Origin of the sequence: Xanthomonas sp. D-36-1, from assembly GCF_017746155.1 — a bacterium.
In the GTDB taxonomy this organism is placed as follows: Bacteria; Pseudomonadota; Gammaproteobacteria; order Xanthomonadales; family Xanthomonadaceae; genus Xanthomonas; species Xanthomonas cissicola.
In genome coordinates, this window is sequence record NZ_JAGHWR010000003.1 from 70,370 (window position 1) to 88,748 (window position 18,379).

At 65.4% G+C, this 18,379-nt stretch carries 11 protein-coding genes and 1 pseudogene; 5 read left to right on the forward strand and 7 right to left on the reverse strand.

The window, feature by feature from the left end:
* Positions 1 to 115 precede the first annotated feature (115 nt).
* Positions 116 to 1,318 (forward strand): OmpA family protein, encoded by a 1,203-nt coding sequence (locus J7367_RS01025; protein ID WP_057660528.1) that lies wholly within the window; start codon positions 116 to 118, stop codon positions 1,316 to 1,318.
* A 146-nt stretch (positions 1,319 to 1,464) separates the two neighbouring features.
* Here the strand turns inward: J7367_RS01025 and J7367_RS01030 are convergent.
* Positions 1,465 to 1,790: pseudogene (locus tag J7367_RS01030) on the reverse strand (hypothetical protein); the annotation flags it as partial.
* On the opposite strand from J7367_RS01030, the gene J7367_RS01035 reads away from it, so the two are divergent.
* Complete coding sequence (locus J7367_RS01035) at positions 1,789 to 4,560, forward strand: TonB-dependent receptor (protein WP_007962759.1); 2,772 nt, start codon at positions 1,789 to 1,791, stop codon at positions 4,558 to 4,560. The pseudogene J7367_RS01030 and the gene J7367_RS01035 sit on opposite strands and share 2 nt — an antisense overlap.
* Positions 4,550 to 6,160 (forward strand): histidine-type phosphatase, encoded by a 1,611-nt coding sequence (locus J7367_RS01040; RefSeq protein WP_057660526.1) that lies wholly within the window; start codon positions 4,550 to 4,552, stop codon positions 6,158 to 6,160. Before J7367_RS01035 ends, J7367_RS01040 begins: the two co-directional genes overlap by 11 nt.
* Before the next feature lie 574 nt (positions 6,161 to 6,734).
* Here the strand turns inward: J7367_RS01040 and metK are convergent.
* On the reverse strand, positions 6,735 to 7,946 hold the full coding sequence (metK, locus tag J7367_RS01045; protein ID WP_007970627.1) for a methionine adenosyltransferase: 1,212 nt from the start codon (positions 7,944 to 7,946) through the stop codon (positions 6,735 to 6,737).
* 243 nt (positions 7,947 to 8,189) lie between these two features.
* Here metK and J7367_RS01050 point away from each other — a divergent pair, with 243 nt between their 5' ends.
* A complete protein-coding gene (locus J7367_RS01050; protein WP_057660524.1) occupies positions 8,190 to 9,290 on the forward strand; it encodes a metal-dependent hydrolase in 1,101 nt (366 codons plus the stop codon).
* Here the strand turns inward: J7367_RS01050 and J7367_RS01055 are convergent.
* The 5 genes from J7367_RS01055 to J7367_RS01075 all read right to left on the reverse strand — a co-directional run bounded on the left by J7367_RS01055 (position 9,284) and on the right by J7367_RS01075 (position 16,444).
* Entirely contained in the window at positions 9,284 to 10,111 is an 828-nt protein-coding gene (locus tag J7367_RS01055) for a class I SAM-dependent methyltransferase (RefSeq protein WP_017157339.1), read from the reverse strand. The genes J7367_RS01050 and J7367_RS01055 overlap by 7 nt on opposite strands.
* Before the next feature lie 28 nt (positions 10,112 to 10,139).
* Positions 10,140 to 11,138 carry a tRNA dihydrouridine synthase DusB gene (gene dusB / locus J7367_RS01060; RefSeq protein ID WP_057660523.1) on the reverse strand — a complete coding sequence of 333 codons (999 nt, stop codon included), beginning with the start codon at positions 11,136 to 11,138 and terminating at the stop codon, positions 10,140 to 10,142.
* An 82-nt stretch (positions 11,139 to 11,220) separates the two neighbouring features.
* Positions 11,221 to 13,584, reverse strand: coding sequence for a glycoside hydrolase family 98 domain-containing protein (locus tag J7367_RS01065; RefSeq protein WP_209028891.1), 2,364 nt, complete (start codon positions 13,582 to 13,584; stop codon positions 11,221 to 11,223).
* A gap of 520 nt (positions 13,585 to 14,104) precedes the next feature.
* A complete protein-coding gene (locus tag J7367_RS01070; RefSeq protein WP_017157336.1) occupies positions 14,105 to 15,055 on the reverse strand; it encodes a ribokinase in 951 nt (316 codons plus the stop codon).
* Between the two features lie 90 nt (positions 15,056 to 15,145).
* Positions 15,146 to 16,444, reverse strand: coding sequence for a nucleoside transporter C-terminal domain-containing protein (locus J7367_RS01075; RefSeq protein WP_057660516.1), 1,299 nt, complete (start codon positions 16,442 to 16,444; stop codon positions 15,146 to 15,148).
* 901 nt (positions 16,445 to 17,345) lie between these two features.
* On the opposite strand from J7367_RS01075, the gene J7367_RS01080 reads away from it, so the two are divergent.
* Positions 17,346 to 18,314: an aldo/keto reductase gene (locus J7367_RS01080; protein WP_033473935.1), complete on the forward strand. Its 969-nt coding sequence runs from the start codon at positions 17,346 to 17,348 to the stop codon at positions 18,312 to 18,314.
* The last annotated feature ends 65 nt before the right edge of the window (positions 18,315 to 18,379 follow it).

Sequence of the window (18,379 nt, forward strand, 5' to 3'; positions counted from 1 at the left end):
CGTGCTCCACTGGCGGCACCGGCATGCAGCCCGCGAGCCCCGTGTCTTAGCGCCATGTTGACCGCGCGCGTGCTATCCAGGCGGGTCTCGTACAGGCTCGAACAAGGAAGAGGCGATGCGCAAGCGGTCGGCGATGTTGTGGGTGCCGGTGTTGTTGGTCGGATGCGGGCATGGCGAAGCTCCAAAGGACGCCAGCGCTGCTGTCAGTGCAACCGGCCCTGCACCGGTGCAGCCTGCGGGCGCATCCAACGCTGCAGCGGCGGTCGACCAGGCCGCACCGGAATTTCCGGCCATCCCGACCATCGTGGTGCCCGACATCGTCGGCGTCACTCCCGCGCAACGTGCACTGGAAGCATCGCTGCAGGACATTCTCGACCCGATCCAAGGCGTCAGCCTGGCCCCGGCACGCTGCGGCGATGGCGGTAACCTGATCACCGATGCCGGCATCACCAGCGTCGACGCCAACGGCAACCTGGTGCGCAATGGCGAGGGCGGCCTGTTCGATCTCAAGGCCGACGGCAGTGGCACCGCCAACTTCGAGGGCGGGTTGGTCAACGTCAATGCCGATGGCAGCGGCACCATCAATGCGACCGGCGACGGTGGGTCCGGTGGGGCGCTCATCGATGTGCAGTCTGATGGTGGCGGCACCTACAACGGCCCGGCCGGCTTGATCAGTCTGGACGGCAAGGGCGCCGGCACCTGGAACAGCGAAAAGAGCGGGCTTGTCGACAATCGGGGCGATGGCAGCGGCACCTGGAACGGGCCACGCGGGCTGGTCACCATCAACGCCGACGGCTCGGGCACCTGGAACGGTCCTGATGGCCTGGTGCAGAACCGCGGCGACGGCACCGGCACGCTCGGTACGCCGCCGCGCGAAGTCCGCATGCCACCATTACCGAAAGTGCCGCCAGCAGGCCGCTTCCCGCCGCTGCAAAAGTTCGTGCCGCCCGGCACACCCTGCGGTTACCTGATCACCCTGAACGACCGCATCCTGTTCGACTTCGACAAATCCGACATCCGCGCCGACGCGGCGCGCGTGCTCGACACCCTGGGCGCCGCACTGAGCAAGGTCACGGCAAAAGACATGCAGGTGCGCGGGCACACCGATGCCAAGGGCAGCGATGATTACAACCAGGCGCTGTCCGAGCGCCGCGCCAATGCCGTGCTGGCGGCGTTGCGCGCCCGTGGCGCCGCGCAGTCGGCCAACGCAAAGGGCTATGGCGAATCGCAGCCGGTGGCGCCCAATACCGTCAACGGCCAGGACAACCCGGGCGGGCGGCAGCTCAATCGACGGGTGGAGATCTTCCTGCGTACCTGACGCAGGCGTGGCGGGCGCGGAGCGGGCTTGACCGCGTTGGTGCCGATTGCCTCGCGTGCACCGTGACGCGCGTCGGTCGCAGGCTGGCTGGTGGCCGGAGGCTGCCGGCTACACCCGCCGTCCGCGTGCGCAACCATCACATGATTGAGATGCGTCTGCGCCACAACCAGGGCCCGTGCATCGCGTCGCCAGCGCGCATGCCCTGCTGTCGGTGGATGTATGCGCCAGGCAGGCAGCGCACTCCGTCGACAATTTTCGCCTCCATACGGCAACGACTGTGCGGACTTGCGCATGCGTTGCGCGCATTTGTCATGTTCGCAATTACGGTCACCAAACTGACATGCCGCATCACCACCATGCGCGGCGCCTGCTTGCAGGCCTGATGCAGTTCCGCCTCCGCTGGCTGCGTCGCTTCCTCACATTCGCGGCGGCGCAGTCTTGGTGCGCTGCTGCATTCATCGGATTCGCTCATGATCGTTCGTTGTTCGCTGTTGCGTCCTTCGCGGTTGTCGCAGGCGCTGTGTTTGTCGTTGTGCGCCCTGTACGGCCATGCTGCGGCCCAACAGACGCAGGCCACCACGCCCGCACAGGGCGAGATGGCCACGCTGGACAAGGTCACTGTCGCCGCCACGCGCTATAACGCGACCGACATGCAGATGGCCGCCACCAATACGGTCAACGTGTTGTCGGCCGATGATCTCAAGACCACCGCCGTGCACAACGTCGCCGAAGCGCTGGGCCTGATGCCGGGCGTCAACGTGATCAATACCGGGCAGTCGTATTTCGGCGGCATCGACGGCGCCGCGCGCGGCGAGGGCATGTTCTCATCGGTGCGCGGCCTCAATGCCGAATACAACGTCAACCTGATCAACGGCATCAACGTCGCGCAAGGCATGCCGTACAGCCGCGGCGTGCAATTGAGCCTGCTGCCGCCTTCGGGCCTGCAGACCATCGTGTTGAACAAGACCTCCACCGCCGACATGGACGGCGATGCGATCGGCGGCACCATCGATTACCGCACGCCCAGCGCATTCGATTCGCCCGATCGCCAGGGCGGCAGCGTGACCTTGAGTGGACGCCTGGAAAGCCGTGCACGCGACTACGGCGATTCCGGGCTGGGCAGTGGCGCAGCCGGCGACTGGCATGCGCGTTTCGGCGATGCCGGGCAGTTCGGCGTGTCGGTCAGTGCGTACTACGACGAGCGCCATTTCGTGAACAGCGAAGTGGCCTCTGCCTCGGCTGCACGCAACGATGGCGCATGGAAATTCGCACGTGCCGATGCCAGCGGCAATCTGGCCGCCGGCGCCGACCCGCAAGAGGTCCTGCAGAGCACTGGCGTCAATATCGGTTACTCGCAGGGCGATACACGCCGCTACGGCGGCAACGCGGCCTTCGATTGGCGCGTGGATCCCAGCTTGCATCTGTATGCACGCATGACCTACGCCTTCGCCAAGACCGAGCAGAACACCGGCTACACGCAGTTCGTGCCGGCCAATGTCAGCTTCACGCAAATCGGCAGCAGCGGCGTGTATCAGCCGCAGATCAATCGCGTCGCAGTGCGTTACTGGTACGAAACCAACCCGGAACAGGCCGACCTTGCCACCGTGCAGTTCGGCGCAGAAAAGCAGTTTGGACATTGGACATTCGCGCCCAACATCTTCTACGGCACCGGTAATAACGACCGCCCGGATCACGTGGAAATCTCCGCGCGCAACGACCAGTACAGTTCGACCAACTTCGCCTACGGCGCCAACCGTTTCATCAGCTACAACGGCGATGGTTTCCCGATTCCATTGCTCACCCCGGCCATGCAGGCGCAGGCCTCGGACGTGGGTAGCCTGTATGCGCGACGCACCGGGCAGATTTCCAAGCAATACAGCGGCCAGGACAAGGGCGGCGGCAAGTTCGACGTGGCATATGACGTCGATGCGGGGCTGCTCAGCCGCATTGCCTTTGGCGTGAAGTATGTCGACAGCTCGCGCAGCTTTACCGATCGCGATTGGACCAATGCCAAGTACACCGACGGTACCTTGTTGCGCGATACCGGCCTGATCGCGCAGCGCTACGATGCGGTTTATCCAGGCCAATACGCGTTTCCCACCGTGCGCCTGAGCAATGCAGCGCTCAACGACCTGATCGCACGCACGCTCACCCCCGCCAGCTTCGACAGTTGCGGCCAGTTGGCGATCAACAACCTCAACTGCAATACCATGCGCGCCACCGAAGCGGTGAGCGCTGCCTATGCAATGGCCACCTTGCGCAGCGGTAACTGGGAAATCCTGCCCGGCGTACGCTTCGAACATACCGCCATCACCAACACGTTCTGGGCGCAGCCGGCCGCCATCAACGGTGCCGAGCAGGTCGGCGCATTCGCCAAGAACCACACGCGCTACAACGTCGCCTTGCCCAGCGTGTTCGTCAATTACCGGCCCGATGGCGATGGCGCGGTGTATCGCGGCTCGGTGTGGACCAGCTACACGCGCCCGGCCTTCGTACAACTGGGCGGCGGCCGCTCCACCGACATCTCCAGCGATGGCCAGACCACCATCACCGAAGGCAACCCGGATCTGAAACCGATCAAGTCGCTCAACGTGGACCTGTCGGGCGAATGGCAGAACGACAGCGGCGGCCACGCCATGCTGGCCGGCTATTACAAGCGCCTCACCGATTACATCTACGAGAGCGGTTCGAACGCCGCCAATGCCGGCGAAAGCGAAAGCGGCACTATCCGTTTCGTGCGTCCGCAAAACGGCGGCGACGGCCGCGTGCTGGGCATCGAAGCGGCCGTGCGGCAAACCTTCCAGGGCCTGCCCGCACCGCTGGATGGCTTCGGCATCGGTGCCAACATTACCCGCCAGACCACGCGGGTGGACCTGGGAGAAGAAGGTTTCGCGCACGAACGTATCCAGAACGCGCCGAACCTGCTCGCCAATGCGGAGCTGTTCTACGAAAAGGGGCCGTGGTCGGTCAACCTGAGCTATCACTACTCCGGCCAATACGTGTCGGTGTACGACTATCTCAATCAGGGCGCAAACTGGGACAACCTGTGGATCAAGCCGATCACCCGCGTGGACCTGCATCTGGGCTATGCACCGAACGATCACCTGCGCGTGGATCTGTCGGTGGCCAACCTCACCAAGCAGCACAGCTACTGGGCACACGTCGGCCACGAGACCGATGCGATCTCCGACATCGTCGATTCCGGCATGACCAGCCTGTTGACCGCCAAGTATGTGTTCTGAGCGCGCACGATTCGCATGCGCCGACCTGCCAGGCGCGCAGCAAGATGCAGATGTCATGACGGACGCGCGGCATGGCGCAGACCGCGCACGCGCTTGCGATGGAACGGGGCAGTGGGCATTGCAACGCGCGTTGCCGGCCAGCGGTGGGGAGCTGGGATGGGCTGCCCGCGTTGTCGCGAGCGTGGGTGCCGCGATGGGGATCGCGGCACCCACGCGGCAGGCAAGGCGCAGGCAGTGGGTCGGCATTGCACCGAGGGCTTGTACGCCCCGTGGCACGCCGGTGGCAACCGGCAGCGTGCTGTGCCTGGTGTTGGCGGCTGCGTTGGCGTTGGGCGGCTGCACCGCATCGATCCCGAGCGTGTCCACAGCGCGCGCATCCACACGCAGTGGCGATCAATCGAACGGCACCGCCGGCAAACAGGTGGGCACCGAAGCGCCGGCATCCGCGCAGACCGCGCAGCTGGAGCGCGTCGTGGTGGTGTTCCGGCATGGCGTGCGCGCGCCGCTGCAAGGCGAGGCGGCCGCCGCGCACTATGCCGACCAACCCTGGCCGCAGTGGTCCACGCCTGCCAGCCTGCTCACTCCGCATGGTCGTCAAGGCGTGCGTTTGAGTGGCGAGTATCTGCGCCAGTGGTTGGTGCAGCAGGCGCTGTTGCCGCGCAGCGGGTGTCCGGCAACCGGCAGCATGTCGGTGTGGGCCAATACCGATCAACGCACCATCGAGAGTGGCGCCCTGCTGGCCGACGCGCTCGCACCCGGCTGCGGCGTCGTCGCCGGGCATCGGGAGGCTGGCAGCAACGACCCGCTGTTTCGACCGATCGAAGCCGGCACGTTGCCGTTCGATGCGGCGGCAGCGGTCGCATCGATCCAGCAACAGACCGGAGGCCCTGCCGCCTTGCTGCAAGGCCATGCTGCCGAGCTGCAGGCACTGCAGCAGATTCTGGGCTGTACGCGCACGCCCTGCGATTTCGCGCAGATGCCTTCCACGCTGGCGCCGTCGGCAAACGGGCGCGGGCTTAAGTTAGGTGGGCCCATTGACCTGACCTCCGGCACCGGCGAGGTGTTGCTGCTGCAATACGCAGAGGGCCTGCCGCTCGCGCAGGTCGGTTGGGGCCGTGCGACGCCCGAGCGCCTGGCCCAGGTCTCACGCTTGCACGCATTGCTGTTCGACATTTACGCACGGCCGCACTACATGGCCTCGCGTTCGGGCGCACCGCTGGCGCGCGAGGTCTTGCAACGTTTCGGCGACGCGCAGGCGCCGAAGGTCTCGGTGTTCGTCGGCAGCGACACCCACATCGCCGCGTTGAGCGGCCTGCTGGATGTGCATTTCCATCTGCCCGGCTACGGCGCCGACGACCCGCCACCGGGCGGCGCCTTGTTGCTTGGTCTGTGGCGCGAACCCGGCGGCGAGCGGGTGGTGCGCGCCCAATACCTGGCCCAATCGCTGGATCAACTGCGCACCCTGGCACCGCTGGATCTGGCCCATCCGCCGTTGCAGCAGGAACTGTCGCTGGGCTTGTGCGCTCCGGAGCAACGTATGGCCTGCCCATTGGCGGATTTTGCGATGGCGCTTGAACAGCAGTTACAGCTCGATCGATAGCAACAGGTTCGCGACCGCTGTTCTGCGGTGGTCCACATGGCATGTGGCTTCGCCCCGTACCCTCACCCCAACCCCTCTTCCGCGGGGAGAGGGGCTTGAGCGGCGGCGGCGTCGTTGTCCCTTCTCCCGCAAGGCGGGAGAAGGTGCCCCGTAGGGGCGGATGAGGGCGCGTGCGCAGCCACGTGTGATTGGGCGGATGAGTGGCTTCGCCCGTACCCTCACCCCAACCCCTCTCCCGTGGGGAGAGGGGCTTGAGCGGCGATGGTGTCGTTGTCCCTTCTCCCGCAAGGCGGGAGAAGGTGCCCCGTAGGGGCGGATGAGGGCGCGTGCGCAGCCACGTGCGATTCGGCAGGTGAGTGGCTTCGCCCCTTACCCTCACCCCAATCTCTCTCACGCGGGGAGAGAGACTCTATTTCGTCACGCCCGTACGCGTGCGGGTCCGCCGTTAGCCGATGCCTTCGCAACCTGCCACTTCCTGGCGTGGGCAACCCACCGACGACCCCAAAACCGCAACTGGGCCGCATCAGCGGCCCAGTCGTTATGCGTCTACCTAGCTCCCGCAGGAGCGGGGCGATTATTTCAGCTTGGCGGCCGCACGCAGTGCGTCGGCGCGATCGGTCTTTTCCCACGAGAACGAGGTCGCGCTGTGCTGCGCGCCGGTGCCGTCGGTGTAGGTGAAGTCCTTCGGCTTGCGGCCGAAGTGGCCGTAAGACGCGGTCTGCTGATACATCGGGTGGATCAGGTCGAGCATCTGGATGATGCCGAACGGACGCAGGTCGAAATGCTTGCGGATCAGCTTTTCGATCTGCTCGTCGGCAATCTTGCCGGTGCCGAAGGTGGTGACCGAAATCGAGGTCGGCTCGGCCACGCCGATAGCGTAGGAGACCTGCACTTCGCAACGGTCGGCCAGGCCGGCGGCCACCACATTCTTGGCGACGTAGCGCGCGGCATAGGCAGCCGAACGGTCGACCTTGGACGGATCCTTGCCGGAGAACGCGCCACCACCGTGACGCGCCCAGCCGCCGTAGGTGTCGACGATGATCTTGCGACCGGTCAGGCCGCAATCGCCCACCGGGCCGCCGATCACGAACTTGCCGGTCGGGTTGATGTGGAACTTGGTGCCCTTGTGCAGCCACTTGGCCGGCAGTACCGGCTTGAGGATTTCCTCGCGCACCGCTTCGATCAGGTCCTTCTGCTTCACGCCCGGGTCGTGCTGGGTCGACAGCACCACCGCATCGATCGCCGTCGCCACGCCGTCTTCATAGCGCAGGGTGACCTGCGACTTGGCGTCCGGACGCAGCCAGGACAGCGCCGAGTTCTTCTTCTTGCGGATCTTGGCCTGCTGCTCGACCAGGCGGTGCGAGAGGTGGATCGCCGCCGGCATGAAGCTGTCGGTTTCGTTGGTGGCATAGCCAAACATCAGGCCCTGGTCGCCCGCACCCTGCTGCTCGGGGTTCTTGCGATCCACGCCCTGGTTGATGTCCGGCGACTGCTTGCCGATCAGGTTGAGCACGCCACAGGTCTCGCCGTCGAAGCCGACCTCGGAGCTGTTGTAGCCGATGTCCAGGATGACCTTGCGGGTCAGCGCTTCCAGATCGATCCAGGCACTGGTGGTCACTTCGCCGGCCACGATCGCAACGCCGGTCTTGACCATCGTCTCGCAGGCCACGCGGGCGCGCTTGTCCTGGGCCAGGATGGCGTCCAGCACTGCGTCGGAGATCTGGTCGGCGATCTTGTCCGGATGGCCTTCGGAGACCGATTCGGAGGTGAACAGGTAGCTGGACATCAGGCTTATATCCCTTAATTCGGATGAAAAGATGGGTGCGGATGATACACGCCCCGTGTGTCGGTTGCATTGTGCGCCTGAATGGATCGCTTTGGGGTTAAGCCGACGTCGGTCCCCTGGCCGGAAGCACGGGCCTGTGCATTGCGGTGACGATTAACTGGCCGGTGACGCAGCGGTGCCGGCCGGCCGTATGCCGCGTCGAACATCCCGATCCGTGCATGTCCGGCCTGCTAGCATCGGCCGATGGATTCATTGACCCAGATCGTTCTTGGCGGCGCCATCGCTGCCGCCATCGCGCCGCCCGGACAGCGGCGCGCCGCCTTGTTGGCCGGCGCGGCACTGGGCACCTTGCCCGACCTCGACGCGCTGGCCTTGCTGCCGCTGACCGACGACCCGGTCACCCTGATGACCGTGCACCGCAGCGTCAGCCATTCGTTGTTCGTGCTGCCGCTGGTGGGCTGGTTGATCTGGTGGCTGTTCCGCCGCTACGGCAATGGACGCGTGGCCAGCGCACCCACGCGCTGGTTCTGGGCGATCCAGCTGGCCTTGATCACGCATCCGCTGCTGGATGCGTTCACTGTCTACGGCACCCAGCTGTGGTGGCCGTTGCAGCCGCATCCGACGATGTGGTCGAGCGTGTTCATCATCGACCCGGCCTACACGTTGTGGCTGTTGCTCGCCTGTGCGGTGGCCTGGTTTGCGCGTGCGCGCCCGCTTGCGCAACACGTGCTGGTGATCGGGTTGGTGGCCAGTACCGCGTATCTGGGCTGGTCATTGATTGCCAAGCAACTGGTCGACCGCCAGGCCGACCGTGCGCTGGCGGCGATGGGCCTGGCCGATGCGCCGCGGTTCTCGGTCCCGATGCCGCTCAACACCTTGCTGTGGCGCGTGGTGGCGATGACGCCCAACGGCTATGTCATCGGCGAGCGTTCGCTGGTGGCCGACACCGGCCCGATGCACTTCCGTGGGTTTTCCAGCAACACCCAGGCTTTGGGCGAAGTGGCCAGCTTCGATTCGGTGCGTCGGCTGACCTGGTTCAATCGCGGCTTCATGCGCGCGCGCCTGGTCGACGATGACCTGATGCTCAGCGACCTGCGCATGGGCCTGGAACCGGACTACAACTTCAACTTCGTGGTGGCCCATCGCGACAACGGAACCTGGCAGCCGATCGTGCCGCGGCAGGTGCAGGCGGCGTACCGTGCGCCGGTGGCCCGCGATCAGATCGGCGCGGTGCTGGGGCAGATGTGGCATCGCATCTGGCACGAACCGCGCAGCACCGTGCTGACCGGCGACCTGGAACATATCGGCCCCCCGGTCGCCGCGCCCGCATCGGCCACTCAATAGACCGTGGCGCGCGCCTGCACGAACGAATAGAAAAACACGGCGTCCGGGTCGCTGTGCACCTGCGCCAGCTCGCGGTGCATGCCCTCCACGGTGGCGGCCTCGACCGCGCCGGCCTGCAGTAATTGGTCGGCCGCCGAGAGCAGCACTTCTTCCCAGAACCCGATCATGGTCTTGCGCCGGCCCGGTTCGCGGTTGTCCAAGTGCAGCGTCTTGATCTGGGTGTGCACATCGCGAAAGCCCCCGGCCAGCAGCAGGTTGCCCAGCTTGGCGCCGACGAACGGGTCGCCACCCTGGTCGTGCTGGAAATCGTTGAAGGCCATCCAGTAGCGCCACAGGTTGGGCGAATACGGGTGCAGCAGGAACGAGGCATTCATCACCTCGGTCACATACACCGGCGAGCCGGGCAGCAGCACGCGCCGCACTTCGTTGAGTACGCGCGCAGGCGAGGGCACGTGTTCGAGCACCCAGCACAGAAACGCCGCATCGAACTGGCGCGCTTCGAACGGCAGGTCGCTGGCATCGGCCTGTTGCAGGGTGTAGCGCGCGCGGCACCATGCCAGCCGCTCGAGGTTTGCGCGTGCCGCGCCCAGTTGCGCTTCGCTCAAATCCACGCCGGTGACATGCAGCTCGGGAAAACGGCGCAACAGGATTTCGGTCTGTGCGCCGACGCCGCTGCCCACTTCCAGCAGGCGCCGCGCGCCGCTGTAGTCGATCTCATTGAACAGCGTGGTTTCCAGCAAGCGTGCCTGTTTGAGCAGACGGGCCTGTTCGGTGGCGGAAAAGCCGTGCAGATAGGTCGGGGTGTCGCTCGGTGCGCTCATGCGTGCGGCTCCAGCAGGACAGAAAACCTCAGGCAGCGTCCGATAGTGCGGGCGGTACGCCGGCGATCAAGGCATCGAAGTAATCGCGCGTCAGGATCAACTGCGCGTCGGGGGTTTCGGCGCGATTGACCACCGCCCGGAAGTCGGCGCTTTGCGGATGGTCCTTGGCATACCACCCCAGATGCTTGCGTGCGATGCGCACGCCCTGCGGTTGGCCATAAAACGCGTGCAGCGCTTCCAGGTGGCCGAGCAAGGTGTCGCGCACGAACGCCAGCGACGGTGGCGGCAATACCTCGCCGGTGGCCAAGAAATGCGCCACTTCGCCGAAGATCCACGGGCGGCCTTGCGCGGCGCGGCCGATCATCACCGCATCGGCGCCGGTGTCGCGCAGCACCTGGGCGGCTTTCTGCGGCGAGTCGATATCGCCATTGGCAACCACCGGGATCTGCAGCGCGTCCTTGATCTGCGCAATCGTCGCGTACTCGGCGCTGCCGGTGTAATGCTGGTCGCGGGTGCGCCCGTGTACGGCGAGCGCGGCGATGCCGCAGTCCTGCGCGATCCGCGCGATGGTCGGGCCGTTGCGGTGGTCGCAATCCCAACCTGTGCGGATCTTCAACGTCACCGGCACGTTCACTGCCTGTACCACCGCGGTCAGGATGCGCGCCACCAGGTCTTCATCGCGCATCAGCGCCGAGCCGGCCCAGGCGTTGCAGACCTTCTTGGCCGGGCAACCCATGTTGATGTCGATCAACTGCGCACCGTGGTCGACGTTGTAGCGCGCTGCCTCGGCCAGTTGCTGCGGCTCGGTGCCGGCGATCTGCACGCTGATCGGGTCCGGCTCGCCGGCATGATCCATGCGGTGCAGCGATTTGCGCGTGCCCCAGAAACGCGGGTCGGAAATGGTCATTTCCGACACCGCCAGGTCCGCGCCCAGCCGCTTGCACAGCAGCCGGAACGGCTTGTCGGTGACGCCCGCCATGGGCGCGAGGATCACCTTCGGAGCGATGGAGTAGGGGCCGATCTGCATGGCGCTAGTGTAACGTCAGCGGTGACAGCCCTTCGTACCGCCAACCCTGCGGCGGCCGGGCCGGCACCGCCGCTGGTATCGCCTACTGCGAGACGGCCAAATTATCCAGGTACAGCTTGGCCTGGGTGCCCGCGCTGGCGCGGTACTCGACCACGTTATCGCCGGCATTCAAGGTCGCCGTCAGCGGACTGCTGGCCCAATCGCTGGCCGAGCTGGTCTGGGCGAAGGCCGGGGTACCGACACGCACGCCGTTGACGTACAGGTCCACGGTGGCGACGCTGGCGCCCGGTGCGGAATAGCGCGTGGCCAACGTGTAGGTTCCGGCCTGCGGCACGTTGATGGTGGTCCGCAGACGTGCGCCGGGATTGCCGCCGAAGTCGACATATCCCAGGCCCTGGAAGTTGTGCACCGCGCCGGAGACACCATTGGCGACAAGGCTGCCGATGCGCAGGAAGTCGAAGTTCTCCGCCTCGTATTGCCGCACGCCCGTATAGGCCGGCGGCGCGGCCGGTGCCTGCAGTGGCGTGACCGCCGCGGCACTTGCGCGCCCGGTAGCCGCGCCGGAGCACTGGATGGTGATGTCCAGCGGCCCGTTGTGGGCGACGTTCAGAGTCAGACCCCCGTTGCTGGGTGTGGCGGTCACACTACTGGGCTGGTGCTCGCCGCGATCGGTAAACGTATAGGTCGGCGTGCTGCTGGCGCCGCTGATGGCGATGGTGTCGGTCTTGAGCGGGCCGGTTTCGGAATCGAAATTGGTCAGGTAGATCGACACCGAGTTGGCGAACTCTTTGACCACGCCCGTGGTGTAGGGGCCATACGTCATGCTGAGCGCGGCGCAACTGTTGTACTTGAGGTTGAACGCACCGCTGGCGGTCTTGTTGGTCTTGTTGGTCTTGTTGGTCTTGTAGGGGTTGTAGGTGACCCAGGTGTTGTCCTGGCGCCCGACGTAGAGGTCGCCGGTGGATTCCTGCGGGAACAGCGCATTCAATTCCTGGGTCTTGGCGGCGATGGAGGGCCAGCGGCTGTCGTATGCGCTGCGCTTGATCTGTACAGGGAAGGACTTGGCCAGGTCGTCGTTCAACTGCCACACGGTGGGAATGGCGGGGTAGCGCCCGGTCTTCTTGTACCAGCTGTGCTGGTTGAGGTACGTGCCGTCGTCATCCATCAGGTAGAGACCGGAGAACAGCGTCTCTGGCGTCGCGTACACGGCACGGTCGTTACCGGTGGTGACATCGTCGACCACCACGACCTTGGTGCGGTCGATGACCTGCTGGCGATCGAGGATGTGCAAGGTGCCGTCGAGGATCTTGCGATAGACATCCATGTGGATGTTCTTGAACTGCGGGAAGAACTGCCAGCGACGGGTGTTGTAGCCGTCGGCGGTGGTGCCGTTGGGCAGGCTTTGCACGCTGTCGGTCCAGATCAGTTCCGGGCCGTCGAAGTAGGTTTCGCCGGTCAGCGTCAGGTGCTCGATCAGATGCGGGGCGCCTGCCGGGATCGGATAGGCGCTGCCATCGGCGGCGTACCAGCCGCTGCTGTCCGGACGGATGCCGTAATGGCCCGCGAATCCCGACAAGAACATGCCCAGGCTGACACTTTCGATGTCGTGGTAGCCATAGTTCATCGTGAACTTTTCTTCGATGATGAAGTTCTTGGCATAGCTGGTGAGCGAGCTGCGCAAGGCATCGTTACGCTTGACCATCGCCAGCGGATTGATGTTGGCGCCCCAGAAGCCGCCAGTGAAGCTCACCGCCAGATAGCCGCCGTACTTGTTGGTCAGCTTGAGCAGGTTGGCCCAATGCTCCCAGCGCTGCGCCGCCGACACCGAGCACGGTTGATCGAATCCCCAGAACTGCTCGGCATAGTTGAAGCCAAGGAAGTTCGGATAGTCGCGGAAGAATTCACCGTACACCGTCGATTCGAGATCGGTGCCGTTGGGATAGTCGGGGAAGTGGCTGAAGCCGCCGCTGGAAGGCTGGACCATCGCCCAGACGCCGTTGGCTGCCGCGGTCTTGATCCACGAGCGTGCCGTCTCGATGCCGTTCTCCACCTGGTTCCAGTTGCACTGATTGTTGGTGGCGCCGTTGTGACTGATCGAGAGCGAGATCAGCAGCACCGTGTAAGGACGCAGGTCTGCAGGAATCAGGTCGATGATCTTCTGCGGATCGGCGGCGTTCCAGGTGTCGGCATGGATCACGAACATCGGCTTGTCGGGCGCGAGGCTGCGCCGGAATGCCGGGTCGGTACTGGCGCTCGCCGTTGCCGTGGACGCCTGCGTCGTGGCTGGCGGCATGGCGCGCGGGGCACTCACGGTGACCGTCGCCGCCGGCGATGGGGTCGCAGCGGCGACGGCATCGGCGGCATCCTCGCCGCCGCAGGAGCTGAGTAGGCAGGGCAGCAAGACGCAGGGCAGCAGGAATGGCGAGCGCGATCGACGCAGGATCATCGGTTGTTCCGTTGAGCTTGGGAGGGGGCAGGGCCAGGCACACGCGTGACTGCATTGCGTGACGCGGTGGTGCGCCAGTCGACGATGCAGCCGCATCTCGGCAAGCCGCGCCGCCAGGAGCGTCCTCGCATGACAGCAGGCAATGGTCGTGGTGCGCCCGGTGGTGCGGCGATAGTAGGCAAGCGCAGACAACGCGCTAGCGCGTGCAGCCGGTCAGCGCGCTTTATGCGATGCGCTTTCGCTTTTCGAACACAGAAAACAGCGCTGGGTCACGTGGCGCTGCGATGGCGCAGCTGGTGGCGTGAGGTCGGCAGCAGCGCGTGCGCAGCGCGGCGAAAACAGATATGCAGTCATGGCAGTGTCACATCGCTCGGCGCGATGCGGTGCGACGCGACTCGACTCGACTCGACTCGACGCGGTAAGAGGCCGCTAGCCGCTAGCCACAGTCATCGTTGGTACGAGACATGCGCGCGCATGCTTGCAGAAAACCAGGGCACGCCAATCGCAATGAGCCGCGGTCTCACTCGTCCGCGCGTAGCCGCGGCATCGATACCGCCGCACCTTCCACTTCGGTGGAGCGCGCCGCATAACGCGTGGCAAAGCGCACGTGGGTGGCGAAGCTTGCAGCCGGTACCTGCGCCAGCGAGGCAACCAGCGCACCGTTGAACGCGTCGCCGGCACCGGTGGTGTCGATGGTCTGCGCGCTTTCCGCGCCCACGCGGTAATGCGCCTGGGTGTCGCCGCGCAGTTGTTCTTCGGCGTGCGAAATGAAGGCGCCCACCGCGCCCAGCGTCACCACCACGGTACCGCCCGGCAGCAGCTTGCGGCACAGCGAATGCAGCGTATTGCCGTCCAGCGCGGCGACGTCGTCGGCATTGATGCGCTCGCCGACATGGCGACCGAGCAGTGCGGCGAATTCGGTTTCGTTGGGCGTCAGCACATCCGAAAGCTTGAGCAGGCCAATCGAGGTCGGTGCATTGGCCGGTGCGGCATTGAGTACGGTGAGCACGCCGCATTCGTGCGCCAACGCCAGGGCAGACTCGACCGTCTCGGCCGGGGATTCCAGCTGCGCCAGCAGCACCTTTGCCGCAGCGACCAGCGGGCGTTGATTCTCGATGAAGGCCGGGCTCAACACGGCGTTGGCGCCGGCACCGATCACGATGGTGTTGCGGCCATGCCCGTCGACATAGATGCCGCCGGTGCCGGTCGGTTCGTTGCTGGGCTCGGCGATCAGCGCAAAGCCGTCCTGCGCGGCCAGCGAGCGCGCCAGCGCACCACCGGCGTCATCGCCCAGTGCGCACAGGAAATGCGTCTTGGCGCCAGCACGTGCGGCCGCAACCGCCTGATTGAAGCCCTTGCCACCCGGGCCGGTGCTGTAGCGCCCGGCGATGGTCGCGCCCGGCACCGGCAAGGTATCGCAGCGCCACACGTGATCGACATTGAAGGACCCGACAACGACGACCGAACTCATAAATACCTTGCCTTGAATGACTGACTTGAATGACTGGATGAAACGCGGCGTGCAGTGATTAGACCGTCACGCCGATGAACCCGCACCGCCTCAACCGAAATGCGACAGCACACCGGCAATGGTAGCGGTCATGAAGGTGGCGATCGAACCGCCGAGCACCGCGCGCAGGCCGAACTTGGCCAGATCGTGACGACGTTCCGGCGCCAGCCCGCCGATCCCACCGATCTGGATCGCGATCGAGCTGAAATTGGCGAAGCCGCACAGCGCGTAGGTGGCGATCAGGCGGCCCTCGGCGCTCAGGCCCACGCCCGGCAATTCGCCCTTGACGATGCGCGACAGCTCGCTGTAGGCGACGAACTCGTTGATCACCACCTTCTGACCGATCAACGAACCGACCGTGGTGGCATCCACCCACGGGGTGCCGATCACCCAGGCGATCGGCGCCAGCACGTAGCCGAAGATCGTCGACAGGTTGGTCGGGCGGCCCAGCAGCGCGGCGGCGCCGGTGACCTCGCCCAGCCAGGTCAGCGGTGCGTTGATCAGCGCAATCAGCGCGATGAAGGCCAGCAGCATCGCGCCGATGTTCAGCGCCAGGCGCAGGCCGTCGCCGGCACCGGCCGCAGCCGCATCGATGACATTGCTGGTGGTTTTTTCCACTTCCATCTTCACCGTGCCGCGGGTCAGCGGAGTGCCGGTTTCCGGCACCAACAGCTTGGCGACCACCAGCGTGGCGGGCGCGGCCATGATGCTGGCGGCCAGCAGATGCTTGGCATAAAACGCCTGCTGCGCCGGATCGCTGCCGCCGAGCATGCCGACGTATGCAGCCAGCACGCCACCGGCGATATGCGCCATGCCGCCGATCATCATCGTCAGCAGCTCGGACTGGGTCATCTTGGGGATATACGGGCGCACCGTCAGCGGCGCTTCGGTCTGGCCGATGAAGACGCTGGCGCACACGCTGGTGGTTTCCGCACCGGAAACGCGCATCACCTTGGTGATTGCCCACGCCATCGCACGCACCACCATCTGCATCACGCCCAGGTGGTAAAGCACGCCCATCAGCGCCGAGAAGAAAATGATGGTGGGCAGCACCTGGAACGCAAAGATGAAGCCGTAGCTGTCGATGTTCATCAGGTTGCCGAAAATGAAGGTGGACCCCTCATTGACGAAACTCAGCACCTTGACGAAGCCCTTGCCCAGCGCGTCGAACACGTCGCGCCCGCCCGGCACCAGCAGCACCAGTGCGGCGAACGAAATCTGCAGGGCCAGACCGGTGGCGACCAGCTTCCAGTCGATCGCGCGGCGGTTGCTCGAAAACAGCCAGGTGATGCCGATGAGCACCGCCAGACCGAACAGGCCGAAACCGATCCTTCCCAAACCTTCGACCATTCCAATCCCCGGGCTGCTGATGGCAAAACGGGAAGCCTAGAGCAGGGGGTGACAGGGGGCAAGGCGAGGGGCATTCAGATGGCCTCGGTCGACCCACAGGCGAGAGGCGGCGGGCTCGGGCAGGCCCGCGTTGGCGCGCCGTGGGACCGTGCTTGCGCAAAGTCGGGAGTTCGCTTGGACGAGGTGGCGGCATTTCACAGCGTGGCGGCGCGGCTGGCGGCTGTCGTGGCCGCGCCCGAATGAGGTGTTCACCGTCATGCGTCAGCGTTCGGGGGAACTGCCGCGCAGCCTGCAGTGGCTGAAGCGCGTGATTCGATCTACTGCTGCGACTGCTACGGCTGTCGTTGCTGTATCCGCTTCATTGGGCGGGGTGTCTCTGGCGCAGATGGCCTGGGACTGTTGGCGTTTGTGCGCGAGTGCTGCTGACCGTTGCACGCATGTCCGCCGGCGTCATGCGCTGGTGTATCCAGGCACGGTGCCGCATCCGGTGTCGGGGCACGCCGTCAATCCGTCCATGCGGCTGGCTGGCGCATGCATGCCACCAATGGCCCCACCCTGATTGCGACGCCACACGCCGGCGATTTTGCCTGTTACCGGCAAGCAGTCGCTGCAGCAAGGCGTCGCGTCTGTCACCTGTGGATTGATGGTGACGCATCACGCATGTAGGTGTGGAAACGCCCATGCAAGCCGAAGCATTCGGTGCAGGTAACCACCAACGGCAGACCAGCACCGACGCAAGCACCGATCACGGTGCATGCGCAGTGCAGGCGGTGCTGCGAACAGGCAGTCGAGCCGGGAACAGGTCGATGTACGGCGCCGTACACGTCGCGCGCTGTGCCTGCCCGACTACACTGCGCACTCCGGTCCGGGGCAGGTGCCCTGGAGGTTGTGGGAGTTCGCCATGCTTTACCGTCGTCTGGGTTCCACCGGGCTGCAGCTATCGGCCTTGTCGTTCGGGGCCTGGGTCACTTTCGGCAAACAGATCGGGCGCAGCGAAGCGCGCAATCTGATTGCTGCCGCCTGGGACAACGGCATCAACTTCTTCGATAACGCCGAGGTCTACGCGCGCGGTCGCGCCGAGGAAGTGATGGGCGATGTGATCGCCGATCTGCGTTTGCCGCGCGATGGCTTTTGCGTGTCGAGCAAGGTGTTCTTCGGTGCGGTCGACAGCCCGCGGCCGACCCAGCGCGGGCTCTCGCGCAAGCATGTCACCGATGCCTGTCACGCCGCGCTCAAGCGCCTGCGCGTGGAGTACCTGGATCTCTATTACTGCCATCGACCGGATCCGGAGACCCCGATCCAGGAAACCGTACGCGCCATGGATGCGCTGATCCGCCAGGGCAAGGTGCTGTACTGGGGCACGTCCGAATGGAGCGCCGCGCAGTTGCGCGAGGCCTTCGCCATTGCCGAACGCGAACATCTGCATGCGCCGGCGATGGAACAGCCGCAATACAACCTGCTGCACCGCGAGCGGCTGGAGCGCGAATACGCGCCACTGTGCGAGAACGGGCTGGGCACCACGATCTGGTCGCCGCTGGCCTCGGGCCTGCTGACCGGCAAGTACAACGCGGGCGTGGAGGCCGACAGCCGGCTGGGCCAGCCGGGCAACCAATGGTTGCAGGACGAAGTGCTGGGCGCGCCTGAAGCGCGCCGGCTGGAGCGCGCCCGCGCGTTCTGTGCGGTGGCGGCCGAGCTTGGCCAGTCGCCGGCGCAGTTGGCCATCGCCTGGTGCCTGCGCAACCGGCATGTGTCCAGCGTGATCCTGGGCGCGAGCCGGGTCACGCAGCTGGAAGAAAACCTCGGTGCCCTGGACACCCTGGATCAGGTCGATGACGCCGGCTGGGCGCGGGTGGAGTCGAGCACGCGCTGAGCCTGGGTCGATCGCGTGCTGCGGTGGATGTCTTGTGGCGGTCGCCGCAGCTGAACCATCGACAC